At 60.9% G+C, this 21947-nt stretch carries 20 protein-coding genes; 8 read left to right on the top strand and 12 right to left on the bottom strand.

Annotation, left to right across the window (positions count from 1 at the left end; genetic code table 11):
• Positions 1-181: 181 nt before the first annotated feature.
• Positions 182-328 (top strand): hypothetical protein, encoded by a 147-nt coding sequence (locus ACVTFQ_RS20490; protein ID WP_018896790.1) that lies wholly within the window; start codon positions 182-184, stop codon positions 326-328.
• Between the two features lie 105 nt (positions 329-433).
• On the opposite strand, the gene ACVTFQ_RS20485 is transcribed toward ACVTFQ_RS20490, so the two are convergent.
• From ACVTFQ_RS20485 to ACVTFQ_RS20475, 3 genes are all read right to left on the bottom strand, one after another.
• A complete protein-coding gene (locus tag ACVTFQ_RS20485) occupies positions 434-2626 on the bottom strand; it encodes a TonB-dependent siderophore receptor (RefSeq protein WP_112949627.1) in 2193 nt (730 codons plus the stop codon).
• 171 nt (positions 2627-2797) lie between these two features.
• Positions 2798-3682: a helix-turn-helix domain-containing protein gene (locus tag ACVTFQ_RS20480; protein WP_112436556.1), complete on the bottom strand. Its 885-nt coding sequence runs from the start codon at positions 3680-3682 to the stop codon at positions 2798-2800.
• A 119-nt stretch (positions 3683-3801) separates the two neighbouring features.
• Positions 3802-4815, bottom strand: coding sequence for a LacI family DNA-binding transcriptional regulator (locus ACVTFQ_RS20475; RefSeq protein WP_112436557.1), 1014 nt, complete (start codon positions 4813-4815; stop codon positions 3802-3804).
• A gap of 215 nt (positions 4816-5030) precedes the next feature.
• On the opposite strand from ACVTFQ_RS20475, the gene ACVTFQ_RS20470 reads away from it, so the two are divergent.
• The 5 genes from ACVTFQ_RS20470 to ACVTFQ_RS20450 all read left to right on the top strand — a co-directional run bounded on the left by ACVTFQ_RS20470 (position 5031) and on the right by ACVTFQ_RS20450 (position 8749).
• Positions 5031-5831, top strand: coding sequence for an inositol monophosphatase family protein (locus ACVTFQ_RS20470; protein ID WP_112436633.1), 801 nt, complete (start codon positions 5031-5033; stop codon positions 5829-5831).
• 126 nt (positions 5832-5957) lie between these two features.
• Complete coding sequence (locus tag ACVTFQ_RS20465; RefSeq protein WP_112436558.1) at positions 5958-6875, top strand: DnaJ C-terminal domain-containing protein; 918 nt, start codon at positions 5958-5960, stop codon at positions 6873-6875.
• Between the two features lie 2 nt (positions 6876-6877).
• Positions 6878-7207 carry a chaperone modulator CbpM gene (locus ACVTFQ_RS20460; protein ID WP_112436559.1) on the top strand — a complete coding sequence of 110 codons (330 nt, stop codon included), beginning with the start codon at positions 6878-6880 and terminating at the stop codon, positions 7205-7207.
• Positions 7208-7256: 49 nt separating this feature from the next.
• Positions 7257-7751, top strand: a complete 495-nt coding sequence (locus ACVTFQ_RS20455; RefSeq protein ID WP_112436560.1) for a cupin domain-containing protein — start codon at positions 7257-7259, stop codon at positions 7749-7751.
• 599 nt (positions 7752-8350) lie between these two features.
• Entirely contained in the window at positions 8351-8749 is a 399-nt protein-coding gene (locus ACVTFQ_RS20450; RefSeq protein WP_018896782.1) for a helix-turn-helix domain-containing protein, read from the top strand.
• 24 nt (positions 8750-8773) lie between these two features.
• On the opposite strand, the gene ACVTFQ_RS20445 is transcribed toward ACVTFQ_RS20450, so the two are convergent.
• From ACVTFQ_RS20445 to ACVTFQ_RS20420, 6 genes are all read right to left on the bottom strand, one after another.
• Positions 8774-9043: a hypothetical protein gene (locus tag ACVTFQ_RS20445; RefSeq protein ID WP_018896781.1), complete on the bottom strand. Its 270-nt coding sequence runs from the start codon at positions 9041-9043 to the stop codon at positions 8774-8776.
• Between the two features lie 79 nt (positions 9044-9122).
• Complete coding sequence (locus tag ACVTFQ_RS20440) at positions 9123-9866, bottom strand: TfuA-like protein (protein WP_112436561.1); 744 nt, start codon at positions 9864-9866, stop codon at positions 9123-9125.
• Positions 9863-11119: a YcaO-like family protein gene (locus ACVTFQ_RS20435; protein ID WP_112436562.1), complete on the bottom strand. Its 1257-nt coding sequence runs from the start codon at positions 11117-11119 to the stop codon at positions 9863-9865. Before ACVTFQ_RS20435 ends, ACVTFQ_RS20440 begins: the two co-directional genes overlap by 4 nt.
• Positions 11120-11130: 11 nt before the next feature.
• On the bottom strand, positions 11131-11256 hold the full coding sequence (locus ACVTFQ_RS20430) for a hypothetical protein (protein ID WP_280637067.1): 126 nt from the start codon (positions 11254-11256) through the stop codon (positions 11131-11133).
• Positions 11257-11376: 120 nt separating this feature from the next.
• A complete protein-coding gene (locus ACVTFQ_RS20425; RefSeq protein ID WP_470424169.1) occupies positions 11377-13293 on the bottom strand; it encodes a BTAD domain-containing putative transcriptional regulator in 1917 nt (638 codons plus the stop codon).
• 293 nt (positions 13294-13586) lie between these two features.
• Positions 13587-14627, bottom strand: a complete 1041-nt coding sequence (locus tag ACVTFQ_RS20420; RefSeq protein WP_111560694.1) for a glutamine synthetase beta-grasp domain-containing protein — start codon at positions 14625-14627, stop codon at positions 13587-13589.
• A 481-nt stretch (positions 14628-15108) separates the two neighbouring features.
• Here ACVTFQ_RS20420 and ACVTFQ_RS20415 point away from each other — a divergent pair, with 481 nt between their 5' ends.
• Positions 15109-15312, top strand: coding sequence for a DUF2735 domain-containing protein (locus tag ACVTFQ_RS20415; RefSeq protein WP_112436564.1), 204 nt, complete (start codon positions 15109-15111; stop codon positions 15310-15312).
• Positions 15313-15454: 142 nt separating this feature from the next.
• Complete coding sequence (locus ACVTFQ_RS20410; RefSeq protein ID WP_112436565.1) at positions 15455-16663, top strand: TIGR03862 family flavoprotein; 1209 nt, start codon at positions 15455-15457, stop codon at positions 16661-16663.
• On the opposite strand, the gene ACVTFQ_RS20405 is transcribed toward ACVTFQ_RS20410, so the two are convergent.
• The 3 genes from ACVTFQ_RS20405 to ACVTFQ_RS20395 are packed head-to-tail and all read right to left on the bottom strand — an operon-like array spanning position 16664 to position 21896.
• Positions 16664-19750 carry an efflux RND transporter permease subunit gene (locus tag ACVTFQ_RS20405; protein WP_112436566.1) on the bottom strand — a complete coding sequence of 1029 codons (3087 nt, stop codon included), beginning with the start codon at positions 19748-19750 and terminating at the stop codon, positions 16664-16666. It abuts the gene before it with no gap.
• A complete protein-coding gene (locus ACVTFQ_RS20400; protein ID WP_112436567.1) occupies positions 19747-20823 on the bottom strand; it encodes an efflux RND transporter periplasmic adaptor subunit in 1077 nt (358 codons plus the stop codon). Before ACVTFQ_RS20400 ends, ACVTFQ_RS20405 begins: the two co-directional genes overlap by 4 nt.
• Positions 20823-21896: an efflux RND transporter periplasmic adaptor subunit gene (locus ACVTFQ_RS20395; RefSeq protein ID WP_112436568.1), complete on the bottom strand. Its 1074-nt coding sequence runs from the start codon at positions 21894-21896 to the stop codon at positions 20823-20825. Before ACVTFQ_RS20395 ends, ACVTFQ_RS20400 begins: the two co-directional genes overlap by 1 nt.
• Positions 21897-21947: the final 51 nt, after the last annotated feature.

Genomic DNA, 21947 nt, shown 5'->3' with positions numbered 1-21947 from the left:
GCTGGCGCTGACACGCGCCGGAAAACCGCAAAATGTAGAAGCTGATATGACGGCCGCTGGAGTTGCACTTCGGTTGCCATAAGCAGAAAAAAGACAGGCGGCGCGATCACCGGCTTTTTCATTTAAGTTGACGCTGCTATGGGAGCATGATGTCGTCCGTTAGAACGAGGAAACAGGCGAGATGAGCGATAACGTCATCCAGTTCCGCAAGCCCGCGCCGCAGAAGACGCCGAAGCCGCCACGCCCATGGCTGCGCAAGCTGATCTCGATCGTCGTGGTGATCGCTGCCTTTGTCGCGGCCTGGATCTATTTCACGCTGGCTGGCTGATCCGGCCGCCCCGCACGACGCATTTAAGATTCGACCGCATTAAAACGACAACGGCTGGAGAGCGAAACAAATCGCCCTCCAGCCGTTGTCGCAAATACGGTCAGCTTACCACTTCTTAGCAAGCTTGAAGGTGAAGGTCCGGGCATCGCCGTAGCCGCAGGCGCCGTTGGTGCGGCAAGCCTCGACATATTCCTTGTCGAACAGGTTGGCGACGTTGAGCGATGCCGTCCAGTTTTCCTTTTCGTAACGGATCGCCGCATCGAACACGGTCGATTCCGGAACGCGAAGCGTGTTGGCTTCATCCGCCCAGGAACGGCCCTTGTGGCGAACGCCGGCGCCGAGGCTAAGGCCTTCAAGCGGACCGTTCGTCACCGTGTAATCGACCCACATGGACGCCGTGTAGTCAGGCACGACGTAAGGCGTCTTGCCGATCAGGCCGGGGTTCGGATCATTCTGGATGACGGTGACATCGGTCGCAGCGAAGGCGCCGAGCAGCTTCCAGTTATCGTCGATATTGACCTTGGCCTCGAGCTCGAAGCCCTTCGATTCCACTTCGCCGAGCTGGTCCGTCCACGGCGCGACCGGGATCGAAACAGAGTTGTTGCGCTTGTTGATGTGGAAGACGGAGGCGGTGAAGGACGCATCCATGAAGGTCGGCTCATACTTGATACCGGCCTCATACTGTTCGCCCTCTTCCGGCTTCAGCGGTCCGTGTCCGCCACGGCCGACCAGCGGGTTGAAGAAGGTCGCGGCACTGACATAGGGCGTCAGGCCATTGTCGAACTCGTAAGCGAGACCCGCGCGACCACTCCAGGCGCCGTCGGATTTGTCGAAGCTCTTGGACGCATCCAGGCGGTCGGTGAAGTCGGTGTTGACGTAATCGTAGCGGCCGTTGAGCGTTGCCAGCCAGCCATCGCCGAAATGGACTTGGTCCTGAGCATAGACGCCCAGCTGATTCATCGTGACGTCTTCGCTGTAAAGCGCTCCGGGCGTCGGCTGGGGCTGGCCATAGATCGGGTTCAGCACGTCAAGATTGCCGTTGTAGGGCTGGGCCGGGTAGCCTGCGCCGAAGACGGAATTCTGCACGTTGTCGATGCGGTACAGCCGGTAATCAACACCAACCATCACCTTGTGCTCAGTGGCACCGAGGTCGAACGTGTTTTCGATGCGATTATCCCAGGCCAATGTATTGACCCCGGTGTCGCCCTCGAAGTTGAGGCGCTGGAGTTCCGTCTGGCTGGCATAGAGCGAGGGATAGACAAGGTACTCATATTTATCGAGATGGCCGTAGCGGGCATTCGATGAGTATTTCCAGCCGCCTTCGAACTCGTGCTCGAATTCGTAGCCGATCATCTGCTGATCATAACGCCCCGTATCCAAATCCGGCTCGCCTGGGAAGAAGCGGCGCGAAATCTTGCCGATACCCGGCCTGTCAACGACCGTGCCTTCGTAAGGCAGGAAGCCGTTGCCTGTGTGAACCTGATCGAGACCACCGGCATAGGCCCAGACGGTCAGTCTCGTGGTGTCATCCGGCGAGATGGTGAGCTGCGGCATGACGAAGCCGCGCAGGTCATGCGTGTAATCGGTATAGCCGTCGCCGCCGGCGATCTTGCCGGTCAGGCGATAGGTCATCGTATCACTCGACCCGACCTTGTCGGAAACGTCGAAGCCGGTGAAAGCGTTGCCGTTCGAGTTGATGCCGATCTCGGTATAATAGAGCGGATCGTCGGTCGGACGCTTCCTGATCATGTCGATGATGCCGCCGGCATTAGCGCCGCCGTAGAGAACCGAAGCCGGCCCCTTCAGGACGTCGACGCGCTCCAACATGAAGGGGTCGATCTGGAAATTGCCGAAGCCATAGGAAAACAGGTTGAGGCCATCGAGATAGATGCCGCTCTGCCCGGCATCGAAACCACGGATGTAGAACCAGTCGGTATCCGGATCGGTGCCGAAGGTCTGCGTGGCGACGCCCGCCGTGTAACGCAGGGCCTCATCTACCTTGTTGACGACAGCGCGATCATCGAGCTCCTGGCGACCGACGACGGAGACGGACTGCGGTATTTCGTTGATTGGGGTATCCGTCTTCGAGCCCGCCGTGCTCTTCTTGGCCACATAGCCCTTCACGGGGCCGGTTGCCTCGCTGGCTCCGTCAGCCGCCGCAGTTCCGGCGCCCTGGATGACGACGGGCTTCAGCTCGGTCGCATCCTGCGCGACCGCGAATGTGGCGCTCGCGCCGAAGATGGCGACACCCGCCAGAAGCTTTGCCTTGAAGATCACGCGGTCTGCTCTCGCACCCATATTTATTGTCACCCTACTCACGCCACCGTCGTCCCAACGGCCCGGCCAACATCACGAATAAGGTGAGTGATTAACTCAATTTTAACGGCCCAGCTTGTCGCGATCCCGGACGAATTGAATGTTTTTGGGCAATTTTTCAACGCGCGGCCAAACGCTCACATTGTGTGTCGTTCAGGCAACGCGGGCCTTCTTCCAGGTGGCGGGCGTCGTGCCGATGTTCTTGCGGAAGACGCGCGTGAAATGCGCCTGATCCGAGAAACCGGTCTCGGCGGCGATGACCATAAGCGGCTGGTCGCCGTGCAGCAGGAGCTCTTTCGCACGCTCCAGCCGGGCGTTCATCTGCCACTGATGCGGCGCCATGCCGGTGGAGGCCTTGAAGGCGTGGCTGAAGTGAGATTGCGAGAGCCCGGCCAGCGTTGCAAGCTCTTCCAGCCGGATATTGCGCATGCAATTCTCGGTGATGAAATCCGTTGCCTTGCGCAACTGCCATGAAGCGAGCTTGCTGCGCTTGCGCACCTCGCTCTTGCCAAGCTTCATCACGTCTATGATCAGCGCCAGTGCTAGACCATCGCCATAGAGATCGTGCAGCGGCGCCGGGTTCATGCATTCGGCCGCGATCATGCGCGACAGCGTCAGCACGCGCTCGTCGGAAAACAGCAAGCGTGGGCTCGTCAGCCGATCGGGATCGAGCTCCTCCATCAACCGGCGCGCCACGATCTCGGCGTCGAAATGCAGATCGAGATGCCGAAGAAACTGCACGTTCTTCAGATTGGCCCAGAGCTCCATTCCCGCAGGCACATAGGAAATCGGCTGGTTCTCGTCCTCTTCCGCGGCGCCCGCGCCCTTCGAGCTCAGCTTCATCGTCGAACGGCCGGCGCCATTCATATCGAGCAGGATGAAAAGCCTGGGGTCATTGGACACATAATAGCCACCGGCATAGGGCGCGCATTCCACATCCCAAACATCCGCAACGATGCCGTTCCATGATCGCCTGTGAAGGCCGCCGACGACGGAGAAACCTTCGATCTTGTTCTGCATGCGGGGTTGAAATGTCATGGATGGGGCGCACTATACCTTCTTGATAAACTCAAGTTTATGGCAAGCGCTGATATAACGCAATCCCGCGCTAAAAAAGCCCCCACATTTTAAGGGCCGCAGTGTCTGTATCGGCTCGTTCAACCCTTGCGGATGGACCCGCGCCAGATGAGTTCGGCTTTCAAGCGAACCGAATGAGCCTCCTCCGGCTCGTCCTCATGGCCACCCGAGGCGAGCCATTTCACCGCTTGCGTGGCGATCGCCATGACCGGCTGCGCGAAGGTCGTGAGATTGAAGGACGACCACGAAGCCTGCTCGATATCGTCGAAGCCGGCAACGCACAGCTGATCCGGGATCGACAGTCCGAACTGGTGGCGAGCGGCATCCATGAAACCGCAGGCGAGCAGATCGGTCGCGCAGAACACGCCATCCGGCCGCTCAGCGCGCGTCAGCATGCGCTGCGCGAGCACACGGCCCGCCTCGTATCCCGTCGATCCATAGCGCTCGACGATAACCTCGAGACCGAGCTTCGTGGCGGCGGCGATAAAGCCGCGCTCGCGACCCATCAGGCTTGGCGTCCCCGCTTCGGAATTCGCGAAGGCGAGCGTTTTGCACCCCGCGCGCACGAATGCGGTCGCGATCTTGCCGCCGGACTCATAGTCGTCGAGGTTGATCTTCAACGGACCCGGCTGATCGTCGTCGCGGTTGATCAGCACTAGGCGCTGACCGCTGCGGAGGCAGAGCTGGGTGATGGATTTGTCCGGCAGGCCGGAGAGAATGATCGACGCATCGGCCCGGTAGCGGATCGCCTGCTGCAAAGCGCGGTCGACGCTGCCATCCGAGCGATCGGTATTGACGAACATCGCAACCTTGCCTGCGTTCTGCAGCTGGATGGTCAGTTCCCGCAAAAGCGCCGAGCGATAGGGCGTCGCGACATCGGACACGATCAGGCACACGATGCCGCTCTCGTTGCGCATCAGGCCACGTGCCAGATGATTGACGTGATAGCCAAGCGCTTCGGCCGCTTCCAGAACGCGCCTGCGGGTATCGGCGGAAACGCTCGCTCCCGGCGTGAAGGTTCGCGATACGGCGGAACGCGACACCCCTGCCCTCTCGGCAACTTCCTGCGCGCTGACGAATAATTTAGACGGCATGGCGATCCTTTTGCTGCACGCACCTTTGCATCGAGTTGCACTTGCGTGCAATCCGTAACGACCTCAGCCAATATGAAGTTTTCATGACGAATATTGACATCGAGCGCGGCGAAGTGTTCGCTTTGCACGCGCTTGCAACAGTACCCCAAGCGGCTTGCAAGCGCGACTTTCAGCGGCTGTATCCAGCCATCGTTTCCGATAAAGGACATGTTGCGATGACATTGCGCGTTATTCCAGGGCTCGAAGCTCGTCTGGCCCTAGCCGAGGCCGTTGCCCGCGAGGCAGGCGCCGTGGCGCTCGACTACTTCAAGCGTCGCGACACGCTGGTGATTGAGACGAAGCGCGACCCGCAGGACGTGGTGTCGATCGCCGACCGGGAGGTCGAGAATTTGATCCGTGCACGGTTCGCGGAAGCCTATCCCGGAGATGGCGTTCTCGGCGAGGAGTATGGTCTCACACTAGGTACGTCGGGCTTCACCTGGGTGATCGATCCTATCGACGGCACCAGTCCCTTCGTCAACGGCATGCCGAACTGGTGCGTCTCGATCGGCCTGCTGCACGACGATGTGCCTGTCGTCGGCGTCATCGCCTCGCCTTGCCATGATGAGGTCTACGCCGCTGCCCTCGGCATGGGCGCGACCTTGAACGGCAAAAAGCTCGAGCTCAGCCCCGAACGCAATATCCGCAACGCGGTGACCGGTATCGGCGCGAACAGCCATGTTTCGCCCGCCACGGTCGCCAAGATGGTCGAGGAACTGCTGGACGCAGGCGGCAATTTCATTCGAAACGGCTCCGGCGCGCTCATGCTCGCCTATGTCGCCGCTGGCCGCCTCGTCGGATATTACGAGCCCTACATGCACGCCTGGGACTGCCTGGCCGGATATTGCCTGGTCAAGGAAGCCGGCGGCTGGTTCCATCCCTTCCCGGCCAACGGCGAGGGATTGACCAAGGGTGCCAAGGTGCTCGCGGCGGGACCCGGCGCTATCGACGATCTCCGCAAGATCGCTGACGTCTAAGTACGCTCGCCGCGGCGATCGGTTTGAGAACAGGAGCGACATCGCGCCTCTCGTCCCGCGCGATTTTGCAACCTATATATATGTCAAAGATTGCCGGCGATCCGCGCCGGCTGAACGGAGACATGTATGAGCCGAGATCCGTACGAGCTTCTGGGCGTCAAGAAGGACGCTACGCAAAAAGAAATCCAGAGCGCGTTCCGCAAGCTCGCGAAGAAACTGCATCCCGACCTGAACCCCGGCGACAAGCAGGCCGAGGACCGGTTCAAGGAAATCTCCGCCGCTTACGAGATCGTCGGCGACGAGGACAAGCGCAAGCGCTTCGACAGAGGCGAGATCGACATGACAGGCGCCGAGCAGGCGCAGCGCAACTATTATCGCGACTACGCCTCGCAGGCCGGCGCCGGCGGTCGCTATCAGAACAATGCCGGCTTCGCCGACTTCGGCGACAGCGACGACATATTCTCAAGCTTCTTCTCCGGACGCGGACGCGGCGGTGGGCAATTCCGCTCGCAGGGGCAGAACCGGCAATATTCAATGGAAGTCGATTTTCTCGACGCCATCAACGGCACCAAGACGCAGATACGCCTGCCGGATGGCCCTGCACTCGACTTGCAGATCCCGGCCGGAACCCGCGACGGCCAGACGCTGCGCCTGAAGGGAAAGGGCGAGCCGGGGATCGGCGGCGGTCCGCCGGGAGACGCGCTGGTGGAGATCCGCGTTCGCCCGCACAAGTTCTATGTTCGCGATGGCGATGACATCCGCATCGATCTACCGATATCGCTGTCCGAGGCGGTGCTCGGCGGCAAGGTGCGTGTGCCGACGCCATCGGGCGCGGTCAATCTGACGCTGCCCGCGAATTCCAGCACCGGCAAGGTCTTGCGCCTGAAGGGCAAGGGCGCGCCAAAGCGCGGTGGCGGCGCCGGCGATATCTATGTGTCTCTGAAAGTCGTCTTGCCGGATGAGCCAGACCCGAAGCTTGCCGAATTCATGAGCGAGTGGACGCCGGCCAATCCGCAGAATCCGAGAAAAGGCATGGAGGAGTAGCCATGAATGATCTTGAATTCCGCCGAACCCTGAAGATCGACGTGACCGTGGTGGACGTGTGGATCGAGCAGGGCTGGCTGATCCCCGAAGCCCATGACGGCGATCGCGAGTTCCGCGACGACGACGTGGCGCGGGCGCGGCTGATCCTCGACCTCACCCGCGACATGGGCGTCAACGAAGCCGGCGTCGATCTCATCATGGATCTCGTCGACCAGATACACGGGCTGCGCGGCACCGTCCGTGACATGCTTGGCGCCATGGAGCAGCAAGACGACGACGTCCGCCGCCGACTGCGCCGCAAGCTCGACGCGCTTTCCACGCGAGCAGGCTGAGCGGCGCCGGCTTGCGGGCGATGCTGCCCGAGAACGAAGGAGACCCGACTTGAGCAACGATCCCGGCTCCCACGACGCCGATCATTCCCATGGCCCCATCGACTGGCGCGAACACGGCGTGAAGGTCATCCCGGGCAATGCGCTCGATCCGAACACTGCGCAGACCCCGGGCATGAACCGCGCGACGGCGATCAACAATGCCCGCGCCGGCGCTGAGAAGATCTGGGCCGGTACGGTGACAATCCACGCCAACGCGAAGACCGGCGCGCACCATCATGGCGATGTCGAAAGCATCATTTATGTCGTGAAGGGCAAGGCGCGCATGCGCTGGGGCGAAAACCTCGAGTATACCGCCGAGGCTGGGCCCGGCGACTTCATTTTCGTGCCGCCTTACGTGCCGCATCAGGAGATCAATGCGAGCCAAAACGAGACGCTGGAATGCGTCCTCGTCCGGTCCGGGCAGGAGCCTGTGGTGGTCAATCTCGATATTGAACCGGTTGAAAAGCCGGAAGACGTTCGGTGGATCGATCCGATACACAAATAATCCACTCTCGGTAGTGTGCTAATGAAGAATTGATCGACGGCCGCTCCCGCAAATTTCTTCAGATAAATCTCTCGTCCAGGCGAAGCGATGCATCGATCCCCGCGCTCGAAATTTGCGAGAAAACGACAGCCGGATTCATGTTTTCATCCAGCACCTTACGTCAAAAGCACTGCTCAGCAGGGACTCTCACCAACCGGCGCGAACAAATGCAGACCACAACAATAAGTTCAGCGACCACTAATCCAATCGTCAATTCGCCGCGTACACCGTTTTGTTACCGCGCGGAAAAGCCCTGAAAGGAACGTTCCCAGCGGATATAACGGCCTTCGATGCTAATCTCAAATTCCGGCGATTTATCTACCGGAGGATGTATATAAGCCCCGTTTGGTCAGATTGAACTGGAATACTTACTTATGATTGCATTCGACGTCACATAAATTTGCTGGTCCAAGCGCTGTTTTCAGTTGAAAGTCAGGGTCTTCAGGCACATGAGTTGGCGGGAATAAAAATGGGCGGCACAATTGATCCGTTCAAATATCTTGGTAAGGTTGCCGCAGGGAATAATAAGCACGCCGCACTGGCGTTAGAAGGATAAGGCCATGAAAGAAGCTCCGCATACCGTCGACGTCCACGTAGGCAAGACGATCCGCATCAAGCGCCTGATGCGCAAGGTTTCGCAGACCGAACTGGGTGATCGCGTCGGCGTCACCTTCCAGCAGATTCAGAAATACGAGAAGGGCTCGAACCGCGTTTCGGCAAGCATGCTCGTTGAAATCGCCGGTGCGCTCGATGTCGACGTCCGCTCATTCTTCGAAGACATTTCGGCCAACGCCAACGACAATCCTACCCCGAGCGACGAATTCGTCGTATCGCGCGACGGCGTGCTCCTGAACGCTGCCTTCCTGTCGATCAAGAACGAGCAGGTTCGCAAGAAGATCGTCAAGCTGGTGCAGGCGATTGCCGGCATGGAGCAGATCGAAAGCGAAGCCGCCGAGTAAGCGGCTTCGCGGATACCATAGCGATTAGTGGCGTTCCAGGACGACGAGGTTTTCTCGTGCGTCTTTCATTGCCACTTTCGTCTTGGTACCGATCAGCTTTTCCAGATTCACGTCCAGCTCACGCTCCGGGTCGATTCCATCCCAATCGATGACGACCTGCAGCAGAGCCATGTTTGTCAGATGCGTCAGGTTGTTCAACTTGAGCTTCTGCGCTTCGTCCTTCGCGGCCGACAGCAAGCGGAAAATCCTCGCGTATTCGCTTCCGCTTCCCTCGTCCATCGTCTGAATGTTCATCTCGTCCGCTCCGCCTCTCTGAGATGCCCCAAACACCACTTTGGGGCTCCAGTGCTTCCATCATTCAGGCGTGGCGTTATTAGAGCGTTACAGGCGTTACCGGGGTGCTGATTTCCGCATGCAGCAACTCCCAGTGTGACGTTGCCGCGAAGCCCCAGCTGCGCTTTCCAGCGGTGAATTTCACGCTTTCGAGGTAATCCAGAACCATATCGGCATCGGCGCGTTTGCGCTCGATCTTGTTCGCGCGAATCAATTTCACGATTTCCTTGGCGCGCGCGGCGTTTTCGAAAGCGCAGCGTTCCACCGCCTTCGGATAGGTCCGCTCGGAGAAATGCAGCGCGCGGCCCGACAGAAGAAGCTTCTTGTATTCCCCCGACAAGAACAGGCCTTGCCTGTTCAGCGCGTCGATGGTCGGCTGATAATCGACCCACGGAACGGAGAGCGGCAGCCAGCCCAGCTCTGCCGGTGCGTGAACCAGCGCAACGGCCTCATCGTCGATGAGCCGGCCGTCAGCGTAATCGTCATAGATCGAGCCGATGCCCACCATGCCGAACGCCGAGCACTCGGCGGCTCTGAGCGCGCCCATGCTGGCGCCGCCGGCGACGACAACGTTTTGCTCAAGCGCGAAGAGGATTTCCTTGTGCCAGACGGACGGCATCTCGCCGAAATAGCCATCAACGATGCCAATGGCGCGGGCGCCATCGCGCACCGCCTGCAGGATATCGCCTCGCGCGGCTGGCCCGCGAAACTCGATCGACGGATGCTCCGCCTGAAGCCTGTCGAGATCCCGGCCGAAGCTTGGTCCTGCGAAAATTACTCTCATGCCTGGGCTCCCTGCATGGCGCCGATCGCGCGCAAGCCAAGTTGAATGAATTCGCCGCTGACATCGACCTCGAGACCGGGCACGATGACGCGAACGACGGAGACCGGAAGGCGCGGATGCGGGATCGGCACGGCCACGACCTGTTCGATACCCCGCGCACGCAGCCGATCCAGAATGTGACGGATGGTCTGCTGGATGCTGCGCTTGGCAGGCTCGGCAAAGCGCGGCGCCACCGGCGTCTCGTCGCAGAGCTCGATCAGCTGTTGCATCGGTCCGTCGCCATCAAGGCGCTGGTAGACGCGCGGCGTGAAGTCGTCACGGCTGCCGGCAATCGCCGTCAACCGGCTCTGCGCTGCCTCGGTGATGGCGCGCAGCGCCGCGCGGACAGGATCCGGATGGCAACCGCAGCCGCCACAGACATTCGTCCAGCGCGCATCCACGCGGTCGCCGAGGTCGCCGGGAACGATGACGGCAAGGAAGCTCGGCACGCCGATATCGGTCGTCATGTCGAGAAGCAAAAGCCGCATGCCGGCGCGGGCGATGCGGTCGGTAATGATGTCGATGACGGAATCGCCGAACCCGGCCGGATCGATGCGCGAACCGCGCAGTTCATCGAAGGGGCGAAGCTGCGTCAGCGCCCATGCGTCGCGCTCGACCAGTTCGCACAGGCCGTGTAGCACGGCTTCGGCAGGACGATTGCCCGATGCCAGGCCGTCGCTGGACTGCTCGAAGCCAGAAGGGCGCGTGCCACGATGGTCGAGGCCGACAAGCGACCACGGCACGAAAACCGGCCTGTCGTTCATGATGTCGAGGCCTTCGCTCCAGGCGAGCGGGCCAGTATCAATGTCCGACGGCACGCAGCGCGCGACGGAATCGAGATCGATCAGCGGCGCCCGCTCGGCCTTCATGCCGGCGAGCGTGGCGATGACCAGATCATCCGGCTGCATTTCGGCAACCCGGGTTTCGACCGCTTCCATGGCAGCCGAGGTCATCGCGGCTTCCTCGTCGATGCCTTTCCCCTGGAAGACTGACAGCGTGTAGCTGTTCGGGCGAGTCGCGAAGGCGACCGGGATTTCAAGAAGATCGAGCGCCGTCAACAAGCCGACGCGCGTTATTCCAAGCTCGGCAAAGTGCGGCTTGATCGCCGCGAATGTCTGTCCAGGCGTCAGGGAGCGGTCGTGGTAGGCACTGACGCCCGCCGCGGAAAGACTTAGATCCCCAGCCAGATCCGTGAGTGCTGCCTGAACAGACATTCGCAAAAACCTCAACGGAACTTCAGAGCGTGAACGATGTTCGCGGTCGCGTTGGTGTCGAGCTGAACGGCGTTCTGCTTCAGGACGGCCTGGGCAGCAGCGGAAAGGCGAACGGTGGACTTGATTGCGTTGGTCATTGTTTTCTCCTTTTGGTGGCAGCATTTGCTGCGAACAGGAGAGACTGTGAACGGCCGGCGTTATTCCGGTGTGACTGGAAATTTCGCTAATTAACGGCCAAAATCGCCATGTGTAGCACTTCAGGACAGGCCAGCCATCCTGAGTCCGTCTATCAGCTGGCGAGTATCGTCAGGGTTGCGATCCGGCACGAAACGCCAGACATCTTCCGTGCGAAAATCCGGAAAATTCTCGAGGACAACCGAGGCATAATGCGCTGCGGTGGCCTTGTCGCCGTTTTTGGCATGGGCTGCAGCGAGCAGACGCGAGGTCGCCGGCCGGTCCTTGGCGCGGTCGAGCACCTCGATCGCCTTGGCGTAATTCTCCTGGACGAAATGAATGCCGCCCAGGTTCCAGTAGTAATAATCCGGCGGCAGCGGATTGAGCTTCAACGCGGCGTGGCTGAGTTCCAGCGCCCTGTCGCTTTGCCCGTCATGCAGAAGCGCATCCGCATGATCGGCCAGAATATCCGCGTCGTTCGGATTGAGCATCTGCGCTTCGGCGAAGAAATCGAGGCTATCGGCAAAGCGGCGGCGATAGAGCGCGACGAAGCCAAGCTCGCGCATGGCTCTTCCGCTGTTCGGATCGCTGTCGCGCGCCTGCCATGCCGACCGATCGGCCTCTTCCAGAAGTGCCGTGTCCTTCATGCCGCGAACGAGCCATTCCATGCCCAACACGCGAGCCATTCCGGCATGGGCGGAGGAGAAGCGGTCATGTCTCGATAGCGCCGACTTGAACCATTTGCGCGCCTGCCGGAGGTGCTGCAGATCGGTCTTCGATACGAGCCGCTTGCCCTCGAGATAGAGCCGATAGGCCGAGGGCGAGACATCGTGCATCATATCCGTCAGCTCGCGCCGCTCGATCGTATCGGCAAGCGTCATGACGATGCGCCGCGCCAATTGGCCGAAGGACTGGTTGACCTTCTGCATGGCAAGCGGCAGGTCGATCGCCCACAGCACTTCGGCGGTCGATGTCTTGGTCAGCCTGCAGGTCGCGTAGATCTCGTCCTCGCGGCCGTGGATCGTCACATAGACGGTGTAATCGAAACGCAATTCCGGCGGCATGGGCTGCAGTTCGCCGCTGGCGAGGCTGCGGTTTAGAATCTCGACGCTCGTATGCGCCGCAATGACCTTGAAGCCACGCTGCTGGCTGAGGCCGATCGTGACATCCTCGAGCAAAGCTCTGCCGACACGCTGCAGCAGCGGCTCTGATAGCATCGTTTCCGGTGGAAGAATGAGCACGCGCGGCTGGCCAACCGGGTCGGCGGTCGCGGGCCTAACGGCGGCGGCTTCCGACACGGCAGGTGCCGCCGGTGCAATGATGCCGAGCTCCAGCGCGAGCGCCTGGGTTGCCGCATCCGGCTCGGCGCCATACTCAGCCTTCAATTCGTTGCGGCAGCGGAAATAGGCTTGCCGCGCCGAGCCAAGATCGCCCGCCGTCGCATGCGCCTTCATCAGCGCGCGGCAGGCCGCCTCGTTCGCCGGATCCGTGGCCACAAGCAGCCCGGCCAGCAATACGGTATCGGCGAGTGTCAGCTTTTCGGGCGAATCAAGCAGCGTCATCAGATGCGCGTCGCGGCATTCGGCGACGCGGCGGCGCTCGATCGTGACCCACTCGTCCGCTTCCATCGTTGGCGCGCGGAAACCCTCAAGCAGCTCGCCCTGAAGTAAGGCCCAATCGGTTCGCGCCAGCGGATGCGTGGCGTCTCGCAGGAGCAGGACATCGGTCGCCCAGTGCTCGGCGTTTAGCATGATATGAGTGTTGGTGGCGGTGATCAGGCGGGGAAGCCCTTCCGGCACGCTGCGATCGATGCGGGCAAGGAGCTGCCGAAGGCTGCCGGCGCGCTGTTTCGACACATCGGACTGCCAGAGCATGCCCCGCAACGTCTCGCGCTCCATCGAGAACTGCGACGACGCAGCCACGAAGGCCAGGAGCGGATAGGCTTTTTCCGGAAGCACGATTTCGCCGTCATTGGCGAAAAGCGCGGGCTTTCCGAGCAAGCGAAGCAGGAGGCTGTGCTTAGCCACTGACACCAAGGGTAACTCGCGTTTGGATGATCCAACACAAGTATAGTGAAAAGAGACTATAACGCAAAAGGAATGCGGCCGTTCGGTTGAGTTTTTCAACCGTTAGACGATGGCGATCTCAAACAGGGTTTAGAAAAATCGGGATCGGCGGGAAGAAATCGCGACCATCGTCGCTCACCGTGCCAATGCGAGGCACATCAGCCGTGATCCAAAAGAAATGGCGCCGGTCTTTCGACCAGCGCCATCACAATCAATCAGGATTTGGCTTAAGCAGCAGCCGAAGCGAAACCAGCCGTCGGAACTTCCGAGATCGTCTTCAGAACCTGGGAAGCGATCTGGTAAGGGCAACCCTGCGAGTTCGGGCGGCGGTCTTCCAGGTAACCCTTGTAGTCGTTCTTTACGAAGGAGTGCGGAACGCGGATCGAAGCGCCACGGTCGGCAACGCCGTAGGAGAACTTGTTCCACGGAGCAGTTTCGTGCTTGCCGGTCAGACGCTTGTCGTTGTCAGGACCGTAGACAGCGATATGAGCTTCCAGGTTCTTGTCGAACTGGGCCATCAGAGCTTCGAAGTAGGCCTTGCCGCCAACTTCGCGCATGAACTTGGTCGAGAAGTTGCAATGCATGCCCGAACCGTTCCAGTCGGTGTCGCCGAGCGGCTTGCAATGATATTCGATGTCGATGCCGTACTTTTCAGTCAGGCGCTGCAGCAGGTAGCGTGCCATCCAGATCTGGTCGGCGGCGCGCTTCGAGCCCTTGCCGAAAATCTGGAATTCCCACTGGCCCTTGGCCACTTCGGCGTTGATGCCTTCGTGGTTGATGCCGGCAGCGAGGCAAAGGTCGAGATGCTCTTCGACGATTTCGCGTGCGATCGAGCCAACATTCGAGTAGCCAACGCCGGTGTAATAAGGACCCTGCGGAGCCGGGTAGCCCTGCTCCGGGAAGCCGAGCGGACGGCCGTTTTCGTAGAAGAAGTATTCCTGCTCGAAGCCGAACCATGCATCTTCGTCGTCGAGGATGGTTGCGCGGGCGTTGGAAGCATGCGGGGTAACGCCATCAGGCATCATGACTTCGCACATGACGAGTACGCCGTTGGTACGAGCCGGGTCCGGATATACGGCGACGGGCTTCAGCACGCAATCGGAACTGCGGCCTTCGGCCTGCATCGTGGAGGAGCCATCGAAGCCCCAGAGCGGCAGCTGCTCGAGCGTCGGGAATTCTGCAAATTCCTTGACCTGCGTCTTGCCACGAAGGTTCGGTACCGGGGTGTATCCATCGAGCCAGATGTACTCGAGCTTATACTTGGTCATTTGCGAGTCTCTCAAAACAAAGGTGTCAGCAGGTCCCAAGGACGCGGAAGCCGAGGCTGCCTTGCCCGTGGAGGGATGCCAAAGAGTATGCATGTAGCGTGCCAGTTCGCGACGAGGGGTGAAATGACCACGCGGAAGGGCGCCTTTAAAGTGCTGTTCAGGCAGGCACTCATCAATCGCAGCAGGCACTGAAGTGCCAGTGGACTCAAGCGGTTACGCTGCCTATTGATCGAACACTCCGCTGGAAAAAGATGAATAAGACGGCGGTCGATTTTTTCCGCACAGCGGCCAAAATGATCATTTATTGTGCAATTGCATATTTTATGTATTCTGTAAATTTCTGATATAAAGCTGTTCAAATCGCGATTGCCCACGATTCAAACATTTGTTGCACTTTTTTCAATCAAATAGCGCATTCTCTGTGCAACTGTGTTATTGTCCCTCTTAACGCTTTAGGGCGGACTCAATTTGGAGGCATGACATGGTTACTGGTGTGCATCACGAGTCGGCAACGATTTACGCTTTCCCGACGAAGCGCTTCGCTTCATCGGCGCTTCGTCAGAAGGTTGACCTGGAAAAAGATCTGGAACCCTGCGTCTACGACAGCTGCTGGTACCACGAAGACGCCATAAAAGAGGAAGAAGCCTCAGCCCAGCCGCGCTTTATCCCGCGTTTTGTGGACTGACGCCTTTTTTTGTCGACGAGGCTTGGTGCGCGCTGTTTGCATCGGCATCTAACGTGATTGCACGCGGCTCCGCCTTGGCGGGGTTGCGTATATTGAGCGTACGCGTCATGACGGGCCTGCGAATTTAATTGCGGGCGTATGTATGTCGAACAAAGAGGTAGCCATCATCGGCGGCGGGCCGGCGGGGCTTATGGCGGCAGAGATTTTGTCTTCAGCCGGGCATAGGGTCACGGTCTACGAGGCTATGCCGACGGTCGCGCGCAAGTTTCTGCTTGCCGGAAAATCCGGTCTCAACATCACTCATTCGGAAGACTATCAACGCTTTGCGACGCGCTTCGGCACCGCCAACGGGCGCCTGCGCGACGCGCTCGACGCCTTTTGCCCTGACGATATCAGGCAATGGGCCGCCGATCTGGAGACCGAGACCTTCGTCGGGACCTCCGGACGCGTCTTTCCCGTGGCGATGAAGGCATCGCCTTTGTTGCGCGCGTGGATCAGGCGGCTGGACGCGCAGGGGGTTACAATCCGGACCCGGCACCGCTGGCAGGGCTTTTCCGACGGTGGCTATCTGTTCCAGACGCCCGAAGGCGACCTCGTCGTGCAGCCCGATGCCACCCTGCTCGCACTCGGCGGCCAGAGCTGGCCGCGGCTTGGCTCGGACGGTCGCTGGGTCAATTGGTTGCGAAATGAGGCCGTTCCGGTTCACGATTTCCAACCGGCCAATTGCGGCTTCGATGTCGACTGGAGCGCGGTGTTTCGCGAGCGCTTCGCCGGCGCTGCGGTCAAGTCCGTGGTGGCGACCTCGCCGGCGGGATCGACACAGGGCGAGTTTGTCGTTACCCAGCACGGCATAGAGGGAAGCCTGATTTACGCCCATGCAGCCGCATTGCGAGACGCGCTGGCATCTGGACAGCCTGCCGAGCTCATCGTCGACCTTATGCCCGGGCGTGCGCTGGAGCGGCTCGAACGCGATCTTGCGAAGCAGGACGCCAAGACGAGCTTCGCCAACCGGCTGCGCAAAGGCGCCGGCCTTGATGGCGTCAAGGCAAACCTCGTTCGCGAGTGCGGTGATGACGCCGATCTGCGTGACCCCGCTCGGCTGGCGCGGCTGATCAAGGCGTTGCCGATCCACGTCGTCGCCCCGCGCCCGATCACTGAAGCCATTTCATCGGCGGGCGGCGTCGCATGGGACGAGATCGACGAGCACTACATGCTGAAGCAGCGCCCCGGCCTGTTCGTCGCCGGTGAGATGATCGATTGGGAAGCCCCAACGGGTGGCTATCTGCTCACCGCGTGCTTCGCCACCGGTCGCGCCGCCGCGCGCGGCATTGCAGACTGGCTGCGGGCCTGATCAACCCGCGCTTCCAGTCACTTCTTTTTCCGCAACATGCTCATCCCCGTCCGGCCGCTTGATCCGGAACCAGGCGAGATAAAGCGCGGGCAGAAAGAGCAGCGTCAGCACCGTGCCGACGATGATGCCGCCCATCATGGCGTAGGCCATCGGCCCCCAGAACACCTCGCGTGAAATCGGGATGAGCGCAAGGCTCGCCGCCGCCGCCGTCAGCAGGATCGGACGCATTCGATGCTGCGTCGCCTCCCGCACCGCATCCCAGGGATGATGCCCCTCTCGCCTGAGTTCCTCCACCTGCACGACAAGGATCACCGAGTTGCGGATCAGGATGCCGATCAGGGCGAGGATGCCGAGGATCGCCACGAAGCCCATCGGCGCGCCGCTCGACAATAGCGCGATCACGACGCCGATCAGCGCCAGAGGCGCGACCGCGAAGACTAGAAACAGCCGAGAGAAGCTCTGAAGCTGGATCATCAGGATCGTCGCCATCGTAAACAGCATCATCGGCACCACGGCGGCGATCGGCGCCTGGCTCTTGGCGCTCTGTTCCACGCTGCCGCCCACCTCGACCGTAAAGCCCGTTGGCAGCTGCGCGGTGTAGGCATCGATATCCTTGGCCAGCTGATCGACAACCGTCGCCGGCTGCTTGTTGTCGATGACGGCGGCCTTGAGGGTGACGGTCGGCAGGCGGTCGCGGCGCCAGATTCGTGGCGGCTCGGTCTCGTAGCGGAAATTCGCGATCGCCGCCAAGGGAACGGAGTTGCCATTGCTGGTGCGCAGCTGCAGGTCGCGCAGGGTCTCGATCGACCGCCGCTCGGATGCCTGGGCGCGCGCCAGGACGGTGATCAGGTAGATGTCGTCGCGCACCTGCGTCACCGACGCACCACCAACGATGCCGTTCAACGCCGACGCGATATCCTCCGAGGTGACGCCGAGCTGGCGTGCCTTGTCCTGGAGAACATCGACCTTCACGACACGCTGCGGCTCGTTCCAGTCGTAAACCACATCGCCAAGCGACCGGTTCTGACTCATGACCGCGCCGAGTTCCAGCGCGCGCTGGCGGACCTGTTCGATGTCAGGACCGCTGAGACGATAGGCAACCGGGCGGCCGACGGGCGGGCCGATGTCGAGCAGCTTCACATAGGCATCGGTGCCGACGAAGGTCTTGGTAAGATATTCTTGAAGATCCACGCGAAGCTTGTCGCGCACTTCAAGGCTCTTGGTGATGATCACCACCTGGCCGAAAGACGGGCTCGCCGGCTGCACGTCGAAAGACAGAACGAAGCGTTGCGCGCCCTGCCCGACATAGGTGGACCAGCGCTCGATATCGGGATTGCCCTGCAGCTTCTCCTTCTCGAACTGCGCCATCTGCTTGTCGGTTTCGCTGATCGAGGCGTTGTTGGGCAGCGCGAAATCGACGATCAACTCCAGTCGGTCGGACGACGGAAAGAACTGTTCCTGGACGAAGCGCATGCCGTAAACCGCGCAGGCAAAGGCGATCACCGTCAGCGCGATGGTGATCCAGCGGAACCGCATGCAGACATCGAGGATTTTCGCGAAGCCGTTTGCGAACCAGCCGCTCTTCTCCTCATGCCGCTTCATCGTCTTGGGCAGGATCGTCACCCCGAGCAAGGGCGCGAACACCACCGCCACGATCCACGACACGACCAGCGACACCGCGATGACCACAAAGAGCGAGAAGGTGAACTCGCCGGCCGCGCTGTTGTTGAGGCCGACAGGCATGAAGCTCGAGACGGTCACCAGGGTTCCCGTCAACATTGGGAAGGCCGTATGCGAATAGACGTAGGTCGCAGCCTTGGTGATCGGATCGCCGGCCTCCAGCCGCGCGACCATCATTTCCACGGCGATCATGGCGTCATCGACAAGCAAGCCGAGCGCGATGATCAGCGCGCCAAGCGAGATGCGCTGTAGTGAGATGCCGTCATATTCCATGAAGACAAAGGTGATCGCCAAGGTCAGCGGGATCGCAAAGGCGACGACCAGCCCCGCACGCCAGCCGAGACTGACGAAACTCACCAGGAGCACGATGATGATCGCTTCCGCCAGCGCCCGCGTGAACCCCGACACTGCCTCCTCGACGATGACGGGCTGGTCGGCCACGAGATGCGGTTCGATGCCGATCGGCAGCGTGGCATGCACCTTGCGCAATTCGGTCTGCAGCGCCTTGCCGAACTCGAGCAGATTGGCGCCCTGCTTCATGCCGATGGCGAGTGCGATTGCCGGCATGCCGTTGACCCGAAAGAGCGCGGTGGGTGGATCGGTGTAGCCGCGCGTGATGGTCGCGATATCACTCAGCCGGAAGAAGCGGTTGTTCACCTGCAGATTGACGCTGCGCAGGCTGTCTTCCGAGGTGAACTGGCCGCTGACACGCAGGCTGACGCGTTCGCCCTGCGCCTGCAGCACGCCCGATGGCGTGATCGCGTTCTGCGATTGCAGCGTGTTGAGCACATCCGCCTGGCTGATGCCAAGCGCGGCGAGCTGGCGCGTCGAGAATTCGAGGAAAATCACCTCGTCCTGGGCGCCGACCAGATCGACCTTCCCGACATTCGGAACGGTCAGGATGCTGCGGCGCACGCTCTCGACATAATCCCGCAGCTGGCGCTGCGTGAACCCATCGGCAGTGAAGGCGTAGATGTTGCCAAAGACGTCGCCAAAGCGATCGTTGAAGGTCGGCGCTTGCACGCCCGAGGGAAATTGCCCCTCGATATCGCTGATCATGTTGCGAACGTCGACCCAGATGCCCGGCACATCGCGCGCCTTGGTGGAGTCCTTGAGATAGACGAAAACCGTCGTCTGGCCCGCGATCGTCAGCGAGTTGGTGTAGTCGAGCGAATCCAGCTCCTCGAGCTTGCGCTCGATCCGTTCGGTGACCTGCCGCGTGGTCTCCTCGGCGGACGCGCCGGGCCACTGCGTGGAGATCGTCATCGTCTTGATGGTGAAGTTCGGGTCTTCCTCGCGCCCGAGGTTCATGTAGGAGAAAATCCCCAGCAGCGCGAAGACGATCATGAAGTACCAGATCATCGACCGGTGTTCGAGCGCCCAGTCGGAGAGGTTGAACTTGTTCATGAGCGCGCCCCACCCTCGACCTTGATCTTCTGCCCCTCTTTCAGGCTATGGACGCCGGCGATGACGACGCGCGTCCCCGGCTCCAGACCCGAGACGACCTCGGGATGCGCCGACGTCTTGTCGCGCAGCTTCACCTCCTGCGATCGAACGGTTTCGGCCTTCTCATCCACGATCCACACCAGCGTCTTGCCGTCCTGATTGAGGACGGCCGAAGCCGGCAGGAACAGCTTTTTGATATCGCGGGCCTGCCGGATCGCCGTGATCGTTGTTCCTATCCTGAAGGCGTCGGGCGGGTTATGCAGCGCGATCTTGACGCGGCGCGTGCGGGTCGCGGCATCGGCGGCCGGCGCCACCTCGCGCACGACACCCGCCGATGTGATCGACGGATTGATCTGCAGCAGGATGGAATAGGCATCCCCTATCGCGGGGATCAGTTCGCCCTCGGGAATGTCGATGACCGCATCACGCTCACCTGGCATGGCGACCGTCAGCACGGATTCGCCGGCCGATACCACCTGCCCCACCTCGACGGAGGTGGCGGTTACGACCCCGTCGAAGGTCGCGAGAAGCTGCGCGTAGGAAAGATCCTCGTTCGACTTGTCGAGCGCGGTCTGTGCCTGCACCACGGCCGATTGCGCGGTCTGGGTTGCCTGCACGCTGCTCTCAAGGCTGGACTTGGTGGCCGTTCCGCCTTGGAAAATCGCGCGGGCGCGCTCCTCGGAGGACCTTGCATTGGCGAGCTGCGCCTGCGCATTGGCAAGCTCAGCCTGCGCCGATCTGACTGCAAGCTCCAGCGAGGTCGGTTCAAGCGACGCCAGGAGCTCGCCCTTGGTCACGACATCGCCCGCATTCACATCGCGCGCCACCATCAGGCCGCCGACGCGAAAGCCGAGCGGCGTCTCCGTCTTCGGCGCAACCGTTCCGGCGAAGCTCGGGGTCGGCAAGTTCGAGAGCTCGATGATGCTCGACAGGACTGGCCGTATCGGGGAAGCGGTCTCCTTTTCTTCGCTGCACGCGCTGAGCGCGATGATCATCGGGATAACAAGAAGCTTGGGGATAGAAGACCGCCGCATCAGCTCTGCCCTCCTTCGACCGTCACCTTCTGGCCCGGTCGCAGCATCTTGCCACCATCGGTGACGACCATTTCGCCGACATCAAGCCCGCCCGATATGATCACACGGCCGGTCTCGTAGGTCGCGACTTTGACCGGCTTCAGGCTGACGGTTTCATCCTTCGGGTCTATCACCCACACCGCCGGTTTGCCGTCGATGGCAAACAATGCCGTCCAGGGCAGGATGATCATCTTCGTCGGCGCCGATTGAGCAAAGCCCGTCACCGGCGCGCCCAGCGTCATCCTCGCAGGCGTCTCCTCAAGCGTGATCTTGACGCGCACGGTGCCGGTGGACGTATCGATCGTCGGCGAGATCTCGGTGACCTTGCCGAACGCCGTGACGCTGGGATCGCTGACGAGTGCTACCTCGATCCTCGGCGTATCGGGCCTCGACTGCAGCAGCGTCTCGTAGATGTAAAACACCGCGTCGCGCGGCCCGTCCTGCGCCAGGGTGAATGCGGTCTGCGCCGCCTGCATCACCTGCCCTACTTCGACGTTACGAGCAGTGATGATGCCATCGGCATCCGTTCTCAGCTCTGTATAGCCGAGCGCATCCTTGGTGGTGCCGAGTTGCGCCTTGGCGTTATCGAGCGAACCCTTCGATGTATCAAGCGCCGTTGCCGCCTGATCGTAGGATTCCTTGGAGATCGACCCGCTGGCGAGCAGCGTCTTGCGCCGCTCGAACTCCGAGGTCGCCTGCTCGACGTCGGCCTGCGCGGCGACGAGCGCGGCCTGCGCGGCCTCGACATCGGCCTTCTGCTGCTGTGGATCGACCCGCGCGATCACCTGTCCGGCGGTCACATGCGCGCCGACATCGGCGGTCCACTCGGTCACCTTGCCGCTTACGCGGAACGAGAGATTGGATTCGATATGGGCGGCGATCGCACCGGTGAGCTTGATGCTGTAGCGGAAATCCTGAAGCGCGACTGGTTCGGCACGAACAGGAATGGTCAGTTCGGCGGGCTCGCCGCCCTCTCTTTGGCAGGATACGAACGAAAGGCATAAAAGAAGCAGGCTGAACGTCTTGATGTGCATCTTAGGAGTTCCCCCGAATTCCAAAACTGACACAAGCTGAGTAGGCCTTAA

Source organism: Rhizobium sp. O111, assembly GCF_055616315.1.
This window is presented reverse-complemented; position numbering and strand designations above follow the sequence as displayed.

Bases quoted from the DNA above. Each gene is read 5' to 3' on its own strand.
- ACVTFQ_RS20460 (WP_112436559.1), top strand. From the start codon at position 6,878: ATGAATGATCTTGAATTCCGCCGAACCCTGAAGATCGACGTGACCGTG.
- ACVTFQ_RS20445 (WP_018896781.1), bottom strand. From the start codon at position 9,043: ATGAACATTCAGACGATGGACGAGGGAAGCGGAAGCGAATACGCGAGG.
- ACVTFQ_RS20440 (WP_112436561.1), bottom strand. From the start codon at position 9,866: ATGAGAGTAATTTTCGCAGGACCAAGCTTCGGCCGGGATCTCGACAGG.
- ACVTFQ_RS20485 (WP_112949627.1), bottom strand. From the start codon at position 2,626: ATGGGTGCGAGAGCAGACCGCGTGATCTTCAAGGCAAAGCTTCTGGCG.
- ACVTFQ_RS20490 (WP_018896790.1), top strand. From the start codon at position 182: ATGAGCGATAACGTCATCCAGTTCCGCAAGCCCGCGCCGCAGAAGACG.
- ACVTFQ_RS20405 (WP_112436566.1), bottom strand. From the start codon at position 19,750: ATGAACAAGTTCAACCTCTCCGACTGGGCGCTCGAACACCGGTCGATG.
- ACVTFQ_RS20400 (WP_112436567.1), bottom strand. From the start codon at position 20,823: ATGCGGCGGTCTTCTATCCCCAAGCTTCTTGTTATCCCGATGATCATC.
- ACVTFQ_RS20480 (WP_112436556.1), bottom strand. From the start codon at position 3,682: ATGACATTTCAACCCCGCATGCAGAACAAGATCGAAGGTTTCTCCGTC.
- ACVTFQ_RS20435 (WP_112436562.1), bottom strand. From the start codon at position 11,119: ATGTCTGTTCAGGCAGCACTCACGGATCTGGCTGGGGATCTAAGTCTT.
- ACVTFQ_RS20450 (WP_018896782.1), top strand. From the start codon at position 8,351: ATGAAAGAAGCTCCGCATACCGTCGACGTCCACGTAGGCAAGACGATC.
- ACVTFQ_RS20470 (WP_112436633.1), top strand. From the start codon at position 5,031: ATGACATTGCGCGTTATTCCAGGGCTCGAAGCTCGTCTGGCCCTAGCC.
- ACVTFQ_RS20415 (WP_112436564.1), top strand. From the start codon at position 15,109: ATGGTTACTGGTGTGCATCACGAGTCGGCAACGATTTACGCTTTCCCG.
- ACVTFQ_RS20475 (WP_112436557.1), bottom strand. From the start codon at position 4,815: ATGCCGTCTAAATTATTCGTCAGCGCGCAGGAAGTTGCCGAGAGGGCA.
- ACVTFQ_RS20420 (WP_111560694.1), bottom strand. From the start codon at position 14,627: ATGACCAAGTATAAGCTCGAGTACATCTGGCTCGATGGATACACCCCG.
- ACVTFQ_RS20410 (WP_112436565.1), top strand. From the start codon at position 15,455: ATGTCGAACAAAGAGGTAGCCATCATCGGCGGCGGGCCGGCGGGGCTT.
- ACVTFQ_RS20430 (WP_280637067.1), bottom strand. From the start codon at position 11,256: ATGACCAACGCAATCAAGTCCACCGTTCGCCTTTCCGCTGCTGCCCAG.
- ACVTFQ_RS20465 (WP_112436558.1), top strand. From the start codon at position 5,958: ATGAGCCGAGATCCGTACGAGCTTCTGGGCGTCAAGAAGGACGCTACG.
- ACVTFQ_RS20395 (WP_112436568.1), bottom strand. From the start codon at position 21,896: ATGCACATCAAGACGTTCAGCCTGCTTCTTTTATGCCTTTCGTTCGTA.